The organism is Neisseriaceae bacterium, assembly GCA_016864895.1.
Lineage (GTDB): Bacteria > Pseudomonadota > Gammaproteobacteria > Burkholderiales > Neisseriaceae > QFNR01.
Window position 1 is genome coordinate 842,787 of record CP046107.1, and the last position, 19,661, is coordinate 862,447.

Below are 19,661 nucleotides of genomic sequence, written 5' to 3' on the forward strand. Positions count from 1 at the left end.
TTATTTTAACTTCCTTCAGCTAATTGACCTGCATAGGGAATAAATATGGGTTTATAATTTCTAATCAAGAATATAGGTACATTTTTTTGACTTTTTAAAGCCACTTCTAAGTCATCAGTACTTTTAATTTTATATTCCCCAACTCTAACAATAATATCACCTAATGCAAATCCCAAAGACTCAGCCTTACTACCAATAGAATCAATCTGTAACCCACTTTCCAATTGATAATATGATAGTATGTCTGGGCTAGGCTTTTTTAAGCCGACATCTAATCCTTCCATCGCATAGATATCACCACTTTTAGGACTACTTTCCCCATTAGATTTAATAATATCTCCCTTAATTTTATTCAAATCACCCCTAGGTTGTAAGATAATTTTCACGTTTAAACCATGTTCTTGGCGCCAAATGTATAACTCTATCTCTTCTCCTGGTTTAATCAAATTTAGTATTCCAGGTAAATCCTCTGGCCCTTGAATAGCCTCACCGTTAACAGCAAGGATTATATCGCCTACTCGTAATGTGTCTCCTGTATGCTCATCATCCAATACATCTAATATCAACGCACCATCAGAATTATTTCTACCAAAAGTTTTAGCCAATTCATAACTCATACCATCTACTTTAACACCTAATTGTCCTCTTTGTACTTTACCGGTAGTCTTTAATTGATTGGCAACATTAATTACAATATCAATTGGAATGGCAAAAGCAATACCAACAAATCCTCCTGAACGACTGTATATTTGAGAGTTAACACCAATGGCTTCTCCATCAAGATTTAAAAGAGGCCCTCCTGAATTTCCCTGATTAATCGCAGCATCTGTTTGTAAAAATGGAATATAAGATGGATCATCCTGAATGGTTCTTTTCTTAGCTGAGACAATACCCGAAGTTAGAGAGAATTGAAATCCAAAAGGTGCCCCTAAAGCAGCTACCCACTGACCTACTTTGACTTTACTAACATCCCCAACTTTAATGGGTACTAAGCTACTTGCCTCTATCTTAAGCAATGCTAAATCTGAAATAGCGTCCATACCCACCACTTTAGCCATGAAAACACGTTTATCCATTAGGGTAACCTTAATAGCGTTACTACCTTCTATCACATGCACATTAGTGATAATATACCCATCCTCGTCTAATATAATGCCAGACCCCCCATTGGATTCTTCTGTCACAGAACTATCATCATCATCAAAAATATCTTCCTTAAACTTATTGACATAGTAAGCATCCACACTCACAACCGAAGGACCTACCTTTTCCAATAAGTAAGTAAAATCAGAGTAAACTGAATTATTAGCTCCCTGTGACTGAGGAAATATCACATTATTCGAATTAACACTCAGGGTCGAATTACTTTCATCAGAATGAGACTCTGAACATCCGCCAAATAATAACATGACCCAAAGCGCTAAAACCGGATATTGAAATTTCACCTATCCCCCATGAAAATGTTTAATTTTAATTAATTAAAGTTAATATTACATCACAAAATTTTACTTATAGATAGAGTAATCACATAAATCATTAATAATACATCCACAACACAATGGGTTACGAGCTTTACAAACATATCGTCCATGTAAAACCAGCCAATGGTGTACATTATTTAAATAGGACTTAGGAATATTTTTTTCTAGCTTTTTTTCGACCTCCAGAACTGTTCTACCTTTTGCAATACCCGTCCGATTAGCTACTCGAAATACATGTGTATCTACAGCAACAACTGGTTCATCATATAATGTATTTAAAACAACATTTGCTGTTTTCCTACCCACCCCTGCTAAACTTTCCAAATCTTCTCTGTTTCGAGGCACCTCGCCATTGAAATTAGAAAGCAATTGTTGACTACATCGTATAATATTTTTAGCCTTATTCTTATATAGCCCAATAGACTTAATATAATCTATGAGCATTTCCTCTCCTAAATCCAACATCTCTTGAGGGGTACACGCCACCTGAAATAAATTATTGGTAGCCTTATTCACAGAAATATCAGTTGCCTGTGCTGATAAAATAACCGCTACTAATAATTCATAAGCAGAAGAATAGATCAACTCGGTCTGAGGACTAGGATCAGCCTCTTTGAAACGTTTCAATATATCTATTCGTTTGGCCTGATTCATTAAATCGCTTTTGAATTCTTGCGAAACAACCAAGGAGGGATCGCTCCATAATTTCTCCATAAGCCCAGTCTTTTAATTTTTGCATTTTCTTGTGCTTGATAATACGTTTTCAACCTATATGAAGATAAATATTTCTTAGCATAACCTGGATAAATCCAAGCATACCCATCCTTAACTTGCTTAAATGCTATATCTTGATTTTTATAGTAAATATTTGATACTTCACGCCTATATCTATCCATATATAAAACAATTACTTCAACGTTTTTGTTAACTAAAAACAATAAATTTTGTCGACTACGTTCCCCATCTGCCTGATTCATCTCAGGGGCATCAATATTTGCAACACGAATTTTATGTTTCAATCCATTCAAATCTTTGACATGTAAAGTATCACCATCAACTATATAAGCCACATTGGCAACATACTTAATAGGGTAAGACTTGTGATTCTGAGGTTGTGCTTGTATAACCAGTAATAGAAAACCAAACATTAAAGATACTAAAAACTTCCTCATACCCTAAAAAAATCCCCCTAATTGCTTAACTTCAGTTCCTCCATCTCGACCAATAACTAGCACATTAGCAGGATGTTTTGCAAAAATACCATTTTCTACCACTCCGGGTATTTGATTAATTTCATTTTCCAACTCCATAGGGGTAGATAAATTTAAACTATGTACATCAATAATTTGGTTGCCTTGTTCAGTGGTATAATTCATCCTTAATTCTGGCCGACCACCCAATGCAACCATTTTCCTGGACACCATAGACCGTGCATACGAAAGTACTTCTACTGGTACTGCAAACGCCCCTAACTTAGGCACATATTTGCTATCATCAACCATACAAACAAAATTGTTAGCTACTGACGCCACTACTTTTTCTGCCAATAAAGCGCCCCCTCCTCCTTTTACCATTTGTAATAAAGAGTTTACTTCATCTGCTCCATCAAAATATACTGATAATGCAGTTACTTCATTCAAATCCAAGATATTGAATCCATGCTTAAGCAAAAGTGTTTTTGTTTGTTCGGAGGTGGAAACCACCCCTCTAATATCTTCCTTAAAAGCCGCCAACTCTTCAATAAAAAAATTAACTGTAGAACCTGTTCCTATTCCAATATAGCCATCCTTAGGTAAAAATCTAAGTGCTTCCTTAGCTGCCATTCTTTTTTTATCATCCTGGGTTAACATATCCCGGTATCCTTATCCTTTATCATTAAGTTATAACACATGCATGAGTAGTTTCTCCATTATACCAATAAAAGTTATCTTTTTCTGAGGCGATCTTTCCCCTCAAACAAACAAATACCTAACATTACAATTCATATCTTAAATTAATTTGTTATAATTCACACTGAATTATATGGACTATTATTATAGCCATAATGGTTAAATTAATGGATGGTCTTCGCTTAACCTCACCAAGTTTTATTGGTTATACACTTTTTTAAGTATATAACCTAACGAATAATTGATTTTTAATTTGCAACTATCAACTCATAAAGGAATTTGTAATGTTTTCAACCAAAACAACTATTGAGCAGTTTGATCCTGAAATAGCACAAGCTATTCATCAAGAAAATACACGCCAGCAAGATCATATTGAACTAATTGCATCCGAAAACTATGTCAGTTGGCCGGTTATGCTTGCTCAAGGTTCGCAGTTAACTAATAAATATGCAGAAGGTTATCCCCACAAACGATATTATGGTGGTTGCGAATTTGTCGATATTGTAGAACAAATAGCCATTGATAGATTAAAAAAACTCTTTAAAGCTGAATATGTTAATGTACAACCTCATTCAGGTTCTCAGGCTAATCAAGCTGTCTATACAAGTGTGTTAACCCCTGGAGATACTATCTTAGGTATGAGTTTAGCACATGGGGGGCACTTAACTCATGGTGCAAAAGTAAATATTTCAGGTAAAATTTATCATTCCGTTAGTTATGGTTTAGATGACAATGAGGTATTGAACTACCAAGAAATAGAGCAGTTAGCCTTAAAACATAAACCTAAGATGATTGTAGCAGGCGCTTCTGCTTACTCTTTAATTATCGATTGGCAAAAATTTAGGCAAATTGCAGATAAAGTCGGTGCTTATCTTTTTGTTGATATGGCTCATTACGCAGGACTTATTGCTGGTGGAGAATATCCAAACCCAGTTCCTTATGCTGATTTTGTTACGACAACCACTCATAAAACATTAAGAGGCCCTAGGGGAGGTGTAATTTTATGTCGTAGTACTGAACATGAGAAAACTCTTAATTCTGCTGTATTTCCATGTTTACAAGGTGGCCCATTAATGCATGTTATTGCAGCTAAAGCTATCTGTTTTAAAGAAGCATTGAGCCCAGAATTTAAAGAGTACGCAAAACAGATTAAAAAAAACGCCCAAGTTTTAGCTAACACACTTACCTCAAGAGGGTTACGGATCGTTTCTGGCAAGACAGAAAGTCATGTATTTTTGGTAGATTTACGCTCCAAAAAAATTACCGGAAAAAATGCAGAAGAGGTATTAGGTAAAGCACATATTACAGTCAACAAAAATGCCATTCCTAATGACCCAGAAAAACCTTTTGTAACCTCAGGCATTCGTCTAGGCACTGCTGCTATTACCACCCGGGGCTTTAAAGAAAAAGAAACCGAGGAACTTGGACATTTAATAGCAGATGTACTAGAACAACCAGACAACTTGGATGCTATTGAGAAAGTTGCTAAAAGAGTTAATCAACTTTGTGAACATTTGCCCGTCTATGGCTAATTATTAAAAGGAATGTATTTATGAATATTTCAGTTATCTCTCCAGGAAAAAGTTTTCCTGATGACTTTAATGCCATTGTTGAAATTTCAGCAAACTCTGCACCTATTAAGTTTGAAATTGATAAAGAAAGCGGCGCTATAGCAATCGACCGTTTCATGGGAACTTCTATGACCTATCCAACTAACTATGGTTTTGTTCCTAACACATTGTCTGGAGATGGCGATCCTTGTGATGTTCTTCTAGTGACACCTTTCCCTATTCCTCCAGGTATATTGGTAAGATGTAGAGCTATCGGTATTCTTGATATGGAAGATGATGCAGGGTTAGATAAAAAAATTCTTGCTGTTCCTGTAGAAAAACAGTGCCCGATGTATAAAAATATAAGACAGATTTCTGACCTACCTGAACTATTAATCCAGCAGATACAACATTTTTTTGAACATTATAAGGATTTAGAATCTGGTAAATGGGTCAAAATAAAAGGTTGGGGTAATGTAGAGGATGCAAAAAACGAACTAGAAAATGGGGTAAAGAATTTCAAAAAATAATCTTCATTTTTGAACCTCTAATGCATCAGGTTATGCTTTTTCAAAAAAAGTGTAACCTGATCTTGATTAACTAAATAATGATAATTATTGTTGCCTATTTCTAAGTTATCAAACTATTGTCACCCTTTAACTAGTATTGGTAAATCATCAACACTCTCTGATTGATCTGGAAAATATGCAAAAAATTATAAAAGAATTCAAGCAAAAACAACAAACGATATATCTCAATTTTAAAGAGCATGATAATGCGTACCAATTTTTTACAGAACATTCAAAAATTACTACTCATCTGTTAAAGACAATATGGTATCTACATCCCTGCGACAATGAAGATAATTTGTGTCTACTTGCAACTGGGGGTTTCGGACGAAGAGAGCTATACCCCTATTCGGATATTGATTTAGCGATTATTACACGTACAAAACCTGATTCAAAACAAGAAAGTTTTATTTCTGAGTTCATAAGTACTTTATGGGATGTTGGTTTATCTCCTTCTATCACTGTTGGTACTGTTGAGGAATTATTTCATGATGCTAAAAATGAAACAACTAAGGAAACATCCTTTTTAGAGACAGAATATATTCTTGGAAATTCTCAATTACTTGAAAAGCTATTAAGTGAACTTGATAATCAACGTAATATAGTTGATTTTATTGAAGCCAAACTCAGTGAGCTTAATACAAGACACAATCAATTTAAGGGTGCTGCCAAACAGCTTGAACCCGATGTTAAAAATACACCAGGTGGTTTACGAGACATTCACACTTTATTATGGATTGCTAAAGCTCAAGGTTTACAAACTAATATTAATGAATTAACTAAAAATAACATTATCTCTAAAGATGAAGCCAATCTCATCATTAATAGCCATCAAAATTTATCTCGTATTCGTATTCATCTGCACATGCTTGCGAATAAAAATGAGAATTGTTTATTTTTCAACTATCATAATGATATTGCTCAATTAATGCATTGTAACTTCCCAGAGAATATCCCCAAAAATGGTGAACAAATAATGCAAATTTTTTATCGTTCAACTAAATTGGTAAGACAATTAATGGGTATTTTGATTCCCATGCTAACACACAGAGTTTATGTTCCCTATCCTAGAAAAGTATTTCAAATCGATAAAAATTATTATCAGGTTTGGAATTTAATTGCTTGCAATGATCTCGAAATTTTCACCAAAGATCCTACGCAAATTTTGCAAATTATTACCTACCTACAAAAAAATCGTAGCATTATTGGTATAGCCCCTAAAACATTAAGAGCGTGGTGGCTGGCTATCCAAAACTTAGGGTATTCTTTTTCAGAAAATGTTGAAAATCAAAAAGCTTTTATTAATTTATTTAAATATGGCCATGACATTTTTGAAATATTACAATACCTAAATTTATATGGTTTCTTAGAAAAATATATTGCTGACTTCGGCCGAATTGTTGGCCTATTACAAAATGATTTATTTCATGTCTACCCTGTGGATGACCATATTTTAACTGTTATTTATTATTTGGTTAGACTTGAGAATGAAAATTTCATTTTCGAAGCTCCGTTCGCTTCAAACTTAATAAATAATTATAAAAATAAATATATACTTTACCTGTCGGCATTCTTCCACGATATTGGTAAAGGTCAAAAAGGTAGACATGAAATAATAGGTGCACAAATTGCAAAACAGTTTTGTAACCAACATCAATTAAACCAATCAGATACAAATCTAATTGTGTGGCTAGTTGAAAACCATTTAGTAATGTCTATTACTGCTCAAAAAAAGGATATCGGTGATTATTCTGTAATTAAAGAATTTAGCGAGATAGTTAAAACACCTGAACGTTTAGTAGCATTATATTTACTTACTATTTCAGATATTAGGGGCACCAATCCAACCCTCTGGAATAATTGGAAGAGTAATTTACTCTACCAGTTATTTACTGCCACACTAAAAATATTGCAAGATAAATCACAACTAGAATTAAAATATATAGTTCAAAAACAAACTGTTATAAACCAATTAATTTCAGAAAACTCTAAATATAAAGAAAAGATTATTCAATTTGCCAATGCTATAGATGATTCTTTTTTTAATACACAAACTTTTGATGACATTCGCTGGCAAATTAATAACGTTAATCATACAACCAAATCTGCTTTTTTTAATTTTAGATTCTTAGATAAAATGACACTTGAATGTATTATTTTCAAACCCAACAGTGATAATTTGATGCTTACGCTATGTAAAATATTCCCTCATCTACACCTTAATATCATAAAGGCAAAAGTCTTCATGGCTAAAGAAAGTAATTGGGTTCTGAACAAATTTATCGTTGCTTTCCCTTTTCAATGCCTATCTAATGATACACGAAGAATAACCGAAAAATTAACCTATTATCTTAAGCTCGTAATCAATGAAAAAATTACAGCAACACAATTATCCATCCCTGAAATATTCTTAACTAGACGCTCCTTACACTCTAACATTGTACCAGAGGTAATTATCTCTCAAGAATATTATAATCAAGCTCAGGATTGTTTCATCATCTCACTAGTTACCATTAATAGGAATGCATTACTTGCGAATATTGTTGAGCTATTCAATCAATACGGCATCGAAATTATCTCCATTAGTATTAATACACTAGGAGAACGGGTTGAAGATAGCTTTCTAGTAAAAAGTCATTACTTGTTATCTACCAAAAATTGTATATTATTTAAAAATAAATTATTAACTATTTGTTCACTTTAAAGAATTCAATACAAATTTTAGATTTTTTTGGTATTCAATATTGCTTTCAATATCATTGTGCCCTTGATTATCCAAAAATAAAACTTTACTTTTTCCTTTGATATGTGTTTGTAGTTTTTTACTTGAATGTGGATAAATAACCGTATCCTCTTTTCCATGAAAAAGATAAACTGAACCAGAAAATTTTTCTAAAAATTGGTATGTAGGAATTTGAAATTTCACCCAAGATTGAAGAATAAAAGGCACATGACTCTTAACAACATCTGGCAAACTATAATATGGTGCGAGTAACAATAAAGCCTTTGGATGATTATCACTCGCTATTTTAGCTGCCAGTCCTGTGCCAATAGAATAACCTAATAAAATGATTTTGTTCTCTGGGTACATACTATGGACGAAATCATAAACTTTTTGCATATCGTGATACAAAATCTTTTCATCCTGGATACAACCAACACTTTTTCCAAAACCACGATAATCAACCATAAACACATCATAATTATTCTTTAAATACTCTTTAGCTACAGAAGCCCAGCCGGATATGTTACCAGTATTACCATGCAAATACAAAATAACACCCTTACTCTTATGAGCTTTAAATAAAATACTATTAAGATAAATACCATCATCCACTGGAATATTGTATTCAATATGTGGTAAACGAAATTCAAAAATATAATCTTGATGCAGCACTACAGGATGAAAGGTTAATTTCTCCTGTGCACAACTTATTAAACTCAATGCCATTAGTACTAAAAAAAAGCTTATCTTCATTGTGTATTTCCTTAATAAATGGCCTAATCCAACCACCCACTATTAGGAGCCTTAAATCGATAAATAATTGGACGATACTCTCCATCATTTCTGTACATGTTGTTATTATCTATCCCTATCCATACCTCATCATCATTTAACCACAATGCCTCTGCTTGGCCAAATGAATATGCACCATATCTAAACTTTTCATCACTCAATACCGAATCTTCAAACTGCCAACATTTTTCTAATTGGGCATTATGAGAGTTCCTACGACAAATTTGATGTTGTAGTCTCTCCAAGGTAAATAGTTTACCTTGATAATAAAAAGCATCAGAAAAGTCTAATGGCAACCTCTTTGAACCTAATAATTTAGGTGATGATCTCATCAAATGCTCAGAAAGTAAGACACAATCTTCACAAACCCATTGATCATTCACCTTTTCTAATAAGATAATGCCTCTACTATCACGTTCTGCCACTAACCACAGCTTTGTTATTTCTCCATCTACAGCTAACCCTTCAAATTTTGCATTGAAATGCCGCAATAAATTAGCTTTTTTCGCCTCATAAATTAAATTATTAGGTAATATCAACCAATTGGCTTGTGAAAATCCATTACTAACTTTTAAAATCTGGTTAGTGGACTCACTGACAAGATATAAAGAACCTTCTTTATCACAAACTATTGCTTCGAAATCTAAATTACCTTGCCCCTCAAAAACCTCGGGTTGTTCTGCTGTAAATGAACTACCTAAATCATTTAATTTTGGTATAGGTGGTAAAGAAATTTTTCTGGCTTCATAATAAGAACTCTTTTCAACTAGTTGATAGATATATTTATCATCTTTATCTGAAATCCCTAACCATTGGTGATGACAATAACTTATGCCTGATAAATTACCCAATGGCATATTATTGACCGGCTTTTCACTAATCAATAGAAGAGACTCTATATTATTTGTCTTATAAAATATGGGCTTATTAATTGTACAGGATATTAGGTTTAGCCCAGCACTAAAAAAAATTAGCCACTGCCACAATATTTGTATTCGAGTCACACAACTAATAATTGACCTGATAATCACAATTATATTTTCCCCCTATCAACAAACCCATACTAATTATTTGGCCATGAAGTAAGAATATCCCCAGCACAAATATCCACATCTTTTACCACTTAATTAACTTACAGACTCCACTAGACTACACTTGAAAACCTTTAACATGATCTCCGATAAGTAAAAATAAAAAGTCTACTTACCCTTAATATTCTCTGATTTAAGAAATATCGATAAAATTTCACTACAAAAATCTAACAATATCTTGATTTTGTGTAAAGCACATAAACAATCTGTTGTATTGAATCGCTATATATTCCACCAGAAAGACACATATCTCATTTTCTGGGAGAAACCTATGCACTTTTAAATGCATAGACCGCACCTGCATTACATTATCAGTCAAAATAATTTATCCAATTCCTTTTACACAAACTTTAATTTTTTGAATGGTGTTATCGCATCATCTAAAGTTCCAATCAGGAGGATTTTATCTAATCTCATCATATACTAACTGTAATTTTGTGTAATAAATATAAAAAACTTGAGTGCTTATTTTGTTTAAATCTTTTTCCAACATATCTTATGTTCTACTAAATACCAATTCTTCATAGTAGATGATCCACACAAGTAATCGGTTAATCAAAACATTTTCGTATCTTAGTATTGCTATACTAATACAAACTAAAAATAATTTATATGCCTAAGGATAATTTTCACCTCCAAGACACTTGATACATTCCTAAATTACTTTCGTCACGATTTTCAGAAAATGCGATAATGTTCTCCTCTTTTTACTTTTAAGAAAAACATAGTTATATCCAAGTGTCCTTTACAAAAATTGCTAAGTTCTATTATCTTTCCTGAATAAAATACTTATAACAAAAGAAACCATCGTACTAGGTTGCGATCGTAAGCTGGCTCCAAATATGAAACTCAATTGATTTTTGTAGTAAGAAAAACATTACTCATTCTCCTGTGTTTCCATATTTCTAATTAACTTTTCAATATTAATATTAAAATTTATTCTCATTTAAACCATTTTCCAAATAATATTTTCCCGACAATTTCTGATCTTGATTTCCTATCTATAGCACAATTGATGTTATTAAGTTGATCATTCATATTCATTTCCGAACATTTATCTAAGACCTCATCAGTACCTAATCCTTTATAAATTATTCTGTAATATGTGTTTTTCTTATTTAATACAAATATTTATTATAAATAAAACCAATAAAAGACTTAATTTTTTCCCAATAATTTCAGTTTGGATATCCAAAAGCAATTTATCCATTCTTCCCTCATTTTGTACAGAAGTTGTGACATATGTATTGGGCTTGTAATGTAGAAAGGGTGGTATTGATTTGGTTTACATCAATAATACAGATTTTCAAATTCAAACATTATAGTAATGGAATTTGTTCCCTATAAAGACAAAAATTCATATCAACATATGACCAATCAAATTTAAGAAAGGGTATGTTGCATTAATGGAACAGACGCCTGAAATTAAAATATACTTGTACAATATTTTTTTAACCTGTTTAAATAAAATTTAAAAAAAAGCATATAGGAACTTTTGAATATTGTAATCGTTTGGTTGTCTCAAAGTTCATCTCAAAAGTCCCACTGCTCTGATCAAAAACTTTAATAGTTCAGTTGTAAACTTAAAATTTTTCCCTCTCCAATTAAACTTGCACTGGGTTTAGAAATTTTACTAGACATTTAAAAATAGTTGATACTATGATACATAACTATAGCCCTACACCACTCACGATTACCACCAACTAATATCCTAGCAAACAATCATATTCTGACATAATTTTGGCTTTCTAACTTTTTTATAAACATTACATAACTGTAATAAGTGTTTTTTCTGGTAATCTAGACTTTTTAATCCCCATATTAAAATCATGTTCTCCTGCGTAACCAATAGATACAAGGTAGACAGAATGAAGTCTCCTATCGGTCAAGCCTAATAATTGGTCAACTTTACCTCGTACAAATCCACCCATAGGTGTTGCATTAATGCCTAATCCTTCAATACCTAATAAAAAAAAGCCTAAAGCAATGTTAACTTGTGCATCAATATGTGCAATCTGCTCACTATAAGGTAACGACATATATAAGCTCGCCCTATTTTTAAAATAAGCTTCTTCACTGGTAAATTTATCAAATCGACCATCAGCTTTTTCCTGCTTGTAAACTTCCATTAAATATCTTTCATTGTACCCATTCATACCACAAAATAAGATCACGTGAGATGCATGAACAATTCTATTGTAATTAGCTTCCCAGCTACAATCAGCAATTTTTCTTTTTATTTCATCCGATTCCACCATTACAAAATGGCTAGATTGGGTATTGGATGAAGATGGGCTCTTAATTAAAATTTCTTTCACTTTCTCTATATCATCTGCTGAAATTTTTTTTGTAGGGTCATAGTCCTTACAAGTATAACGACTATTCACCAATGATATGATATCTTGCATTTTATCCTCCTAAATTGATTTAAATTAATTTGATTATATTTATCATGATTAAAAAAAAATAATTGTGTATTCTACATTATTAACCTATAGTTAAAGATTATTTAATGAGTTTAATTAAAACTTTCATAAAAATTAACTCAAACAGAAAACCTATGGTTAAAGAAGGAGAACAATGAAAAAACTACTATTATTATTCTCAGGATTGCTATTACTTATCGCTTGTCAGTCTAAAAATACCCAATCTCAAGAATCTAATTTAGAACAAGAAACTGCTGTTATCCAGGCAAATACTATTGAAGATTCATCAAATTGGAGCGGTACCTATAAAGGGGAATTCCCATGTGCTGATTGCAGTGGTATTAAAATAGCATTAACACTTAATCAAGATAAAACCTATTCTTTAGTAGAAGAATATCAAACTGATAAAACTGATAATAGTACATTTACCACTAATGGAACTTTTACCTTTCATGCTAATAATCCATCTTTGATCACTTTAGATGAAAAAGGTGATAGTCGTGTTTTCTTTATTGGTCAAAACTTAGTTGAAATGAGAAACATAAATACGGATAAAAAGATTGAAAACCCTCAAAACTATACCTTGATAAAAGTGACTGATTATGGAGTATGAAACTACTATGCTGTATTTTAAAGAGAACTAAACAGTTGTCTGTCATAAATCTTCCTACCAACACAAACAATGATAGTGAAAAAAGTAAAGTTTCTATTAATCAATCGAATGTTAAAGTTAATGATACAAAATACTCCTGACAAGTGTTATACACCATCTTACAAAAGATATGTGCACATGTGTTGGACACAAATAACACTTAGAACGAATATTATATCGATGAGATATAAAATGAATAGGTCAGATATACATTCTACTAACCATTGTGATAGAATGAAACCTCATTCTTGCCAAGGAATTTTTTATGTACAAAAATTTAGTCAAGTACAAAACCCTACCTCAGTGGGACGCTAAAAATCTCCCTCAAGCTTTTTGTAGAAAACATAATACTCAAGAGGGAACTTGGGCAAAATTAGAAATTCTACGAGGGGAAATGGATTTTGACATTATGGACGAAGCAGGAAATATTATTTCGACACATCATTTTTCTGAAGAAACTCAGCCGCCATTTATAGAACCTCAAGTCTGGCATAGAATCGCAAAAATTTCGGATAACCTAAATTGTCAACTCTCTTTTTATTGTCAGCAGGAAAATTTTGCCAAAAAAAAATATAATTTCTCTCAAACTCATTCTGAAGTTGTGGAAGCCTTTGAAAATATTTCATTAAATAATGATCCTTCCTGCTATAAAATCTTGGATTTGGGCTGTGGTCAAGGAAGAAACAGTATTTATCTAACATTAAAAGGCTTTAATGTTACAGGGGTAGATATAGAAGAAACAAAAATAAGAAAATTAAAGGATATTATTGATGAAAATGGTTTTAATAATTTAAATGTTGATGTATATGATATCAATCAAGCAAATATTGAAGGACAATATGACTTCATTATCTCTACCGTTGTATTTATGATGTTAGATACCAATAAAGTCCCCGCTATCATTCACAATATGCAGAACTGTACCAATAAAAATGGTTACAATCTGATTGTTTCAGCAATGGATACTGAAGACTATCCTTGCGATCTGAATTTTTCACATAAATTTAAAAGAAATGAATTGAAGGCTTACTATCAAGATTGGGAAATTATCAAATACAATGAAAATGTTGGACAAATGCATAAATTAGATCCAAGTGGTCAACCGTATAAATTTCGTTTTGCAACTTTACTTGCAAAAAAAACTGGCTAAACTACCGTATGTTAATTAGATTTCAATAAGAAATAACTATAAATGCAGGAGGTAAAGTAATCTTGTAGATAATTTTTCTGCATAAAAATATCAATAAAGACAATATTTCTCTAGCTAGTTCTAGTAATCAAATTTTTTGACTGTAACACAAATGAACGAATGAATCTTCAATCCCATACTTTAAAAACTAAAAAAAATTTTAGTTAAAATACAACATATACTATTCCAAACTCTCCCTGTATCAATCTACCAATCAAGATCCATGAAACAACATAATACTTTGCAAATTTTCATAGTACCTAATTGAAAAATGATGGTGGAAACCATCTCTACAAAGCTATTTAAAATAAACTCAAAGGCCTACAGATAAGATTTTCTAATCAATCAAAAAGCAAATTGTGACAAAATATTTATGTATGGTGTTAAAAAGATAATAAACACTACTATAACAAATTACGCCACTTATTTTTAATTTTTTTAATTAATATAGAAACAACTTTATTGTTTATTTTAGATACCAGCCGTACTTTTCTTGATAAAAACAAGAAAAATACCCAACGTATCAGTCGACTAATAATTGCTTTATTAGTGAATATCACCTTGGTCAGCCCACCAAAGGTAGGAACATAACTCATCAAACGCTGAGAAACTCCTTTAGGTCTACGTTGCCCCATCTGCTTATCTTTTACATAATTAACTTCTAACTTAGTTCGTAAGATATCAGCTTCCATTTGACAATACTGCCGTTGATCGCTACTCATGAGACTTCTTTCAACTGTTGATCAATTTTCCCCATAAGATCCTGAGATACTTCACTAGATACATTTCTACCTGATAAAAACTCAATTTCATTAACCAATTCTCCGATACTTCTATTTAAATTCTGAATAGAACCCATCAATCGACTAATTGCCCTTTTAATCAAAACAAAAAATAATAAAAGACAAAATATGGCACTACCAAAAAAAAGCCATATCCTTACTTTTGGGTCTGTAACAAAATCATTAATTCCGAAAAACACACTTAAAATTGCTATTAAAAGAAATATCAGAGCAATACCAACAAAAACAAATGCACATAACAAATTCTTTTGTAAAGATGTTAAATCTATAGAAATTATTTCAAAGCGAAGTTTAAGCAACCGCTCAATGCTAGAACGATTGCTTCTCAAAAAATTAAACTTTGCTACAATATTTTTTAAATTTGCCATTTTAAATCCAACAAAAGCTATCAATTAGTTCTTTTTACCAAGCACAATACCTGCAACAAAACCAACTAATCCAGCAATTGCCAAAGCCTCAACTGGCTTTTTCCTAATGGCACTAGAGAATTCATCTCCAACTTTCTCAAGTTTATCCTGAACCTCTTTCTGATATTCAGGTAGCTTATTTTTAACTTCTTCTATTTTATCACTGGCTTTGTCTTTAAAGTTTTCATAAAATTCACGAGCATTATTTTGGAAATCTTTTACGTCACGTTCAAATTCATCTCCACCGGCTTCTTTTAATTCTGAGAAATCTTTCTTAATCTGCTCTAAATCTTTCTGAAATTTTGACTTCCTACTATCATAATCATTAGCCATCACACGCTCCTTAAACATTTAGGTTGTAAAGTAATTTTTATTATACAGATAACCCAATAGCAGGACAACTATTCCTAACAATCCGGAATAAATAGATAAATAATTTATACTAATATGCTACATTTGAATCAAACTACCCAATATGAAATGAAAAACACTGCATACACTCACATATCGAAAGAATAAAACTAGTAAAAACAAAGAGAAACAACAATCGGACTTAATCTAACAACAATAATTCAAATAGAAATCTAACCACATAATATTGGTGGAGGTAACCGGGATCGAACCGATGACATTCTGCTTGCAAAGCAGACGCTCTACCAACTGAGCTATACCCCCCGAATAAAGATTTGTATTGATAGGATTGGTGGGTCTGGCAGGACTTGAACCTGCGACCCCACGCTTATCAAGCGTGTGCTCTAACCGGCTGAGCTACAAACCCATTAGCTTCTCAATCAACAACCAATTATCGATAAGTGTAAGTGCAATTTCCTCATATTCTCTAGAAAGGAGGTGATCCAGCCGCAGGTTCCCCTACGGCTACCTTGTTACGACTTCACCCCAGTCATGAAACATACCGTGGTAAGCGGACTCCTTGCGGTTATCCTACCCACTTCTGGCATCTCCCACTCCCATGGTGTGACGGGCGGTGTGTACAAGACCCGGGAACGTATTCACCGCGACATGCTGATCCGCGATTACTAGCGATTCCGACTTCATGTAGTCGAGTTGCAGACTACAATCCGGACTACGATAGGCTTTATGGGATTGGCTCCACCTCGCGGCTTAGCTACCCTCTGTACCTACCATTGTATGACGTGTGAAGCCCTGGTCTTAAGGGCCATGAGGACTTGACATCATCCCCACCTTCCTCCGGTTTATCACCGGCAGTCTCATTAGAGTGCTCAACTTAATGTTAGCAACTAATGACAAGGGTTGCGCTCGTTGCCGGACTTAACCGAACATCTCACGACACGAGCTGACGACAGCCATGCAGCACCTGTGTTATGGCTCCCGAAGGCACTCTTCTATCTCTAAAAGATCCCATACATGTCAAGACCAGGTAAGGTTTTTCGCGTTGCATCGAATTAATCCACATCATCCACCGCTTGTGCGGGTCCCCGTCAATTCCTTTGAGTTTTAATCTTGCGACCGTACTCCCCAGGCGGACAATTTCACGCGTTAGCTTCGCTACTAAGTCTTTCAAAACCCAACAGCTAATTGTCATCGTTTAGGGCGTGGACTACCAGGGTATCTAATCCTGTTTGCTCCCCACGCTTTCGAGCATGAACGTCAGTGTTATCCCAGGAGGCTGCCTTCGCCATCGGTATTCCTCCACATCTCTACGCATTTCACTGCTACACGTGGAATTCTACCTCCCTCTGACACACTCTAGTCACCCAGTTCCAAATGCACGTCCCAAGTTAAGCTCGGGGATTTCACATCTGGCTTAAGTAACCGTCTGCGCTCGCTTTACGCCCAGTAATTCCGATTAACGCTCGCACCCTACGTATTACCGCGGCTGCTGGCACGTAGTTAGCCGGTGCTTATTCTTTAGGTACCGTCAGCACTCTTGGCTATTAACCAAAAGCTTTTCTTCCCTAACAAAAGTACTTTACAACCCTAAGGCCTTCTTCATACACGCGGCATGGCTGGATCAGGGTTTCCCCCATTGTCCAAAATTCCCCACTGCTGCCTCCCGTAGGAGTCTGGGCCGTGTCTCAGTCCCAGTGTGGCGGATCATCCTCTCAGACCCGCTACAGATCATCGCCTTGGTAGGCCTTTACCCCACCAACTAGCTAATCTGACATCGGCCGCTCCGAATAACACGAGGCCATATATGGTCCCCCGCTTTCCTCCTCAGAGCGTATGCGGTATTAGCTATCCTTTCGGATAGTTATCCCCCATTACTCGGCACGTTCCGATGCGTTACTCACCCGTTCGCCACTCGCCGACAAGAAAGCAAGCTTTCTCTCGCTGCCGTTCGACTTGCATGTGTAAAGCATGCCGCCAGCGTTCAATCTGAGCCAGGATCAAACTCTTATGTTCAATCTCTAACTTATTTTTTATTCTGGTCTAATTCTCAAAGTATTAACAGAATAGTTTCCTATCCTTCTCTTATACTTCTTCAAATCAGTGTGAGGCCAATTGCACTCACACTTATCGATAATCAATTGTCAAAGAACCAACTAATTCGTTTCAATTAGCTAAGAATTGGGATTATACTAAAATAAAAAAATATGTCAACAGCTTTATTATGAAAAAAGCCGGCGATGCCGGCTTTTTTCATGTAAATACCAAATAAGTTATTTGCTACTGTGCATATTTAGATGTTAACTGTATACGTAATTTCTCAACATTAACTGTATCTCTTTGCAATTGCTCCATCAACTGTTCAGATTCAGGAGATAATTTTTTATCTTTTGCAATCTCCTTTTGCATTTTATCAGCTCTATCAATCGATTTTATTTTTAACTTCGACAAGTCAAGTAATTTTTTACGATAATCATCTATGTCTTCTGTTTGAATCGATAGTTTATTTAATTCTGATACCGTATCATCTGCAATCTTTCTATTAACATCAGCCATTTTTTTGGCTTTTTCTTCATCACTTGATGAATCATTCATTAATATTTGCATCGAGCTGGCCAACTGCATTGCCTCTTTTATTTGAATACTTTTTATCTGTAAAAGTTCTCTCATTGCACTTTGCTCTCCAGATTGTGCAAGCTTATCAGTCAAAGAAAGCTCTTGCTGAAAAACTTTTCCTTGTGCTTCTTGCATTTGTTTCAACAAAGCCCCACTCTCCTCAGATAATTTACCACTTTTTTGTTCCTTCTCAATCTTATCCTGAGCTTTATATAACTTTTCACTTAACTCTACTAGATAATTTTGTGCCTGGATATAGTTTTTAATTTCTTGATCAGTTATTTTTAATTTATTAAGTTCCTTTTGTGTTTCCAATGAAAGACGATATACCTGATCTTGCATCTTTTTCATTGATTTTTCATCTAACTGATTTTGATTCAACGATTGACCTAACTGAAATATCTGGGTTAAAGCATCATCTTTAACACTTAACACCTTCAAAAACTCTTTCTGAGCAACTGCAATTTGTTGATTATTAAGCTGATGAACAGATGTACTACCATTGACTACAGTTTCTGAGACTTGAGTAGGAGTTGTTGTCGTACCAACATTCTTATTCTCTTCACTTTGCTTACAAGACACTAACAAAGCTGTAGATATTAATAAAAATAAAGTTGTTTTCTTCATTATGATTTCCTTTGATGACAAAAAAATAATTAACCCGCAAACTGCTTTTTAATTTGTTCTCTTCTTTCTTGCGCCTCTACAGAAAAAGTAGCTGTAGGTCTGGCAAGTAACCTGCGCAATCCTATTGGCTCCCCTGTGTCCAAACAGTACCCATAGGTTCCTTCATCAATTTGCTTTAATGAGGCTTGCACCTTACTTAGAAGCTTACGTTCTCTATCACGAGTACGCAACTCCAATGCATACTCTTCCTCCAAAGTAGCACGATCTGCTGGGTCAGGTGTTACTTCTTGCTCCTGTAGATAATCTGTTGTCTGGTTAGCCTTATTAATAATGTCATCCTGTATTTTCAATAAAACATCCTTAAAAAAAGCTAATTGATCCTCATTCATGTAATCCTCTTCAGGACCGGCCCAGTTTTTAATCTCTTCAATTGTCAGTTTAGATGTTTTTCCCATATTTTATCCAAAAATATTAC

Annotated in this window: 17 protein-coding genes, 2 tRNA genes and 1 rRNA gene; 5 read left to right on the forward strand and 15 right to left on the reverse strand. The window is 33.8% G+C overall.

The genetic code is table 11. The annotated features are described in order from the left end of the window. Window positions 1–5: 5 nt before the first annotated feature. Genes GKC53_03560 through rpiA form a run of 4 tightly spaced genes read right to left on the reverse strand, consistent with a single transcriptional unit; the run spans window position 6 to window position 3,331 of the window. Window positions 6–1,445 (reverse strand): trypsin-like serine protease, encoded by a 1,440-nt coding sequence (locus tag GKC53_03560; GenBank protein QRN41218.1) that lies wholly within the window; start codon window positions 1,443–1,445, stop codon window positions 6–8. Between the two features lie 60 nt (window positions 1,446–1,505). Continuing rightward, entirely contained in the window at window positions 1,506–2,135 is a 630-nt protein-coding gene (nth, locus tag GKC53_03565) for an endonuclease III (GenBank protein ID QRN41219.1), read from the reverse strand. Continuing rightward, window positions 2,135–2,653 (reverse strand): thermonuclease, encoded by a 519-nt coding sequence (locus GKC53_03570; protein QRN41220.1) that lies wholly within the window; start codon window positions 2,651–2,653, stop codon window positions 2,135–2,137. The genes nth and GKC53_03570 overlap by 1 nt, the downstream gene beginning before the upstream one ends. A 3-nt stretch (window positions 2,654–2,656) precedes the next feature. Continuing rightward, window positions 2,657–3,331, reverse strand: coding sequence for a ribose-5-phosphate isomerase RpiA (gene rpiA, locus GKC53_03575; GenBank protein QRN41221.1), 675 nt, complete (start codon window positions 3,329–3,331; stop codon window positions 2,657–2,659). 323 nt (window positions 3,332–3,654) lie between these two features. Between rpiA and GKC53_03580 the strand changes: the two genes are divergently transcribed. The 3 genes from GKC53_03580 (at window position 3,655) to glnD (ending at window position 8,193) form a co-directional block, all read left to right on the forward strand. Beyond that, entirely contained in the window at window positions 3,655–4,902 is a 1,248-nt protein-coding gene (locus tag GKC53_03580) for an aminotransferase class I/II-fold pyridoxal phosphate-dependent enzyme (protein ID QRN41222.1), read from the forward strand. A 20-nt stretch (window positions 4,903–4,922) separates the two neighbouring features. Then, window positions 4,923–5,450, forward strand: a complete 528-nt coding sequence (locus GKC53_03585) for an inorganic diphosphatase (protein QRN41223.1) — start codon at window positions 4,923–4,925, stop codon at window positions 5,448–5,450. Window positions 5,451–5,625: 175 nt separating this feature from the next. Continuing rightward, window positions 5,626–8,193 carry a [protein-PII] uridylyltransferase gene (gene glnD, locus GKC53_03590; GenBank protein ID QRN41224.1) on the forward strand — a complete coding sequence of 856 codons (2,568 nt, stop codon included), beginning with the start codon at window positions 5,626–5,628 and terminating at the stop codon, window positions 8,191–8,193. On the opposite strand, the gene GKC53_03595 is transcribed toward glnD, so the two are convergent. From GKC53_03595 to GKC53_03605, 3 genes are all read right to left on the reverse strand, one after another. Next, entirely contained in the window at window positions 8,185–8,967 is a 783-nt protein-coding gene (locus tag GKC53_03595; protein QRN41225.1) for an alpha/beta fold hydrolase, read from the reverse strand. The genes glnD and GKC53_03595 overlap by 9 nt on opposite strands. A gap of 23 nt (window positions 8,968–8,990) precedes the next feature. Further along, window positions 8,991–9,890 (reverse strand): DNA topoisomerase IV, encoded by a 900-nt coding sequence (locus GKC53_03600; protein ID QRN41226.1) that lies wholly within the window; start codon window positions 9,888–9,890, stop codon window positions 8,991–8,993. Between the two features lie 1,973 nt (window positions 9,891–11,863). After that, the gene (locus tag GKC53_03605; protein ID QRN41227.1) at window positions 11,864–12,505 is read right to left on the reverse strand and encodes an NAD(P)H nitroreductase; all 642 of its coding nucleotides are present in this window, start codon (window positions 12,503–12,505) and stop codon (window positions 11,864–11,866) included. A gap of 172 nt (window positions 12,506–12,677) precedes the next feature. Here GKC53_03605 and GKC53_03610 point away from each other — a divergent pair, with 172 nt between their 5' ends. Both GKC53_03610 and tehB read left to right on the forward strand, forming a co-directional pair. Then, window positions 12,678–13,136 (forward strand): copper resistance protein NlpE, encoded by a 459-nt coding sequence (locus GKC53_03610; protein ID QRN41228.1) that lies wholly within the window; start codon window positions 12,678–12,680, stop codon window positions 13,134–13,136. 304 nt (window positions 13,137–13,440) lie between these two features. Next, complete coding sequence (tehB, locus tag GKC53_03615) at window positions 13,441–14,325, forward strand: SAM-dependent methyltransferase TehB (GenBank protein ID QRN41229.1); 885 nt, start codon at window positions 13,441–13,443, stop codon at window positions 14,323–14,325. Between the two features lie 443 nt (window positions 14,326–14,768). Here the strand turns inward: tehB and GKC53_03620 are convergent, their stop codons facing one another. The 8 genes from GKC53_03620 to dksA all read right to left on the reverse strand — a co-directional run bounded on the left by GKC53_03620 (window position 14,769) and on the right by dksA (window position 19,641). Continuing rightward, a complete protein-coding gene (locus GKC53_03620; GenBank protein ID QRN41230.1) occupies window positions 14,769–15,086 on the reverse strand; it encodes a hypothetical protein in 318 nt (105 codons plus the stop codon). Further along, window positions 15,083–15,535 (reverse strand): hypothetical protein, encoded by a 453-nt coding sequence (locus GKC53_03625; GenBank protein ID QRN41231.1) that lies wholly within the window; start codon window positions 15,533–15,535, stop codon window positions 15,083–15,085. Before GKC53_03625 ends, GKC53_03620 begins: the two co-directional genes overlap by 4 nt. A gap of 24 nt (window positions 15,536–15,559) precedes the next feature. Then, window positions 15,560–15,925, reverse strand: coding sequence for a DUF883 family protein (locus tag GKC53_03630; GenBank protein QRN41232.1), 366 nt, complete (start codon window positions 15,923–15,925; stop codon window positions 15,560–15,562). Between the two features lie 248 nt (window positions 15,926–16,173). Beyond that, window positions 16,174–16,249: transfer RNA gene (locus tag GKC53_03635), tRNA-Ala, on the reverse strand. A gap of 26 nt (window positions 16,250–16,275) precedes the next feature. Further along, window positions 16,276–16,352 (reverse strand) — tRNA-Ile (locus GKC53_03640). A 62-nt stretch (window positions 16,353–16,414) separates the two neighbouring features. After that, window positions 16,415–17,962 (reverse strand): 16S ribosomal RNA (locus tag GKC53_03645). Window positions 17,963–18,223: 261 nt separating this feature from the next. Further along, window positions 18,224–19,186: a hypothetical protein gene (locus tag GKC53_03650; GenBank protein ID QRN41233.1), complete on the reverse strand. Its 963-nt coding sequence runs from the start codon at window positions 19,184–19,186 to the stop codon at window positions 18,224–18,226. 29 nt (window positions 19,187–19,215) lie between these two features. Continuing rightward, a complete protein-coding gene (gene dksA / locus GKC53_03655; GenBank protein QRN41234.1) occupies window positions 19,216–19,641 on the reverse strand; it encodes an RNA polymerase-binding protein DksA in 426 nt (141 codons plus the stop codon). Window positions 19,642–19,661: the final 20 nt, after the last annotated feature.

Excerpts from the sequence above, each read along its gene's own strand:
- GKC53_03570 (QRN41220.1), bottom strand. The coding sequence starts at position 2,653 with ATGAGGAAGTTTTTAGTATCTTTAATGTTTGGTTTTCTATTACTGGTT.
- glnD (QRN41224.1), top strand. The coding sequence starts at position 5,626 with ATGCAAAAAATTATAAAAGAATTCAAGCAAAAACAACAAACGATATAT.
- nth (QRN41219.1), bottom strand. The coding sequence starts at position 2,135 with ATGAATCAGGCCAAACGAATAGATATATTGAAACGTTTCAAAGAGGCT.
- GKC53_03625 (QRN41231.1), bottom strand. The coding sequence starts at position 15,535 with ATGGCAAATTTAAAAAATATTGTAGCAAAGTTTAATTTTTTGAGAAGC.
- tehB (QRN41229.1), top strand. The coding sequence starts at position 13,441 with ATGTACAAAAATTTAGTCAAGTACAAAACCCTACCTCAGTGGGACGCT.
- dksA (QRN41234.1), bottom strand. The coding sequence starts at position 19,641 with ATGGGAAAAACATCTAAACTGACAATTGAAGAGATTAAAAACTGGGCC.
- GKC53_03580 (QRN41222.1), top strand. The coding sequence starts at position 3,655 with ATGTTTTCAACCAAAACAACTATTGAGCAGTTTGATCCTGAAATAGCA.
- GKC53_03610 (QRN41228.1), top strand. The coding sequence starts at position 12,678 with ATGAAAAAACTACTATTATTATTCTCAGGATTGCTATTACTTATCGCT.
- rpiA (QRN41221.1), bottom strand. The coding sequence starts at position 3,331 with ATGTTAACCCAGGATGATAAAAAAAGAATGGCAGCTAAGGAAGCACTT.
- GKC53_03595 (QRN41225.1), bottom strand. The coding sequence starts at position 8,967 with ATGAAGATAAGCTTTTTTTTAGTACTAATGGCATTGAGTTTAATAAGT.
- GKC53_03620 (QRN41230.1), bottom strand. The coding sequence starts at position 15,086 with ATGAGTAGCGATCAACGGCAGTATTGTCAAATGGAAGCTGATATCTTA.
- GKC53_03630 (QRN41232.1), bottom strand. The coding sequence starts at position 15,925 with ATGTTTAAGGAGCGTGTGATGGCTAATGATTATGATAGTAGGAAGTCA.
- GKC53_03650 (QRN41233.1), bottom strand. The coding sequence starts at position 19,186 with ATGAAGAAAACAACTTTATTTTTATTAATATCTACAGCTTTGTTAGTG.
- GKC53_03605 (QRN41227.1), bottom strand. The coding sequence starts at position 12,505 with ATGCAAGATATCATATCATTGGTGAATAGTCGTTATACTTGTAAGGAC.
- GKC53_03585 (QRN41223.1), top strand. The coding sequence starts at position 4,923 with ATGAATATTTCAGTTATCTCTCCAGGAAAAAGTTTTCCTGATGACTTT.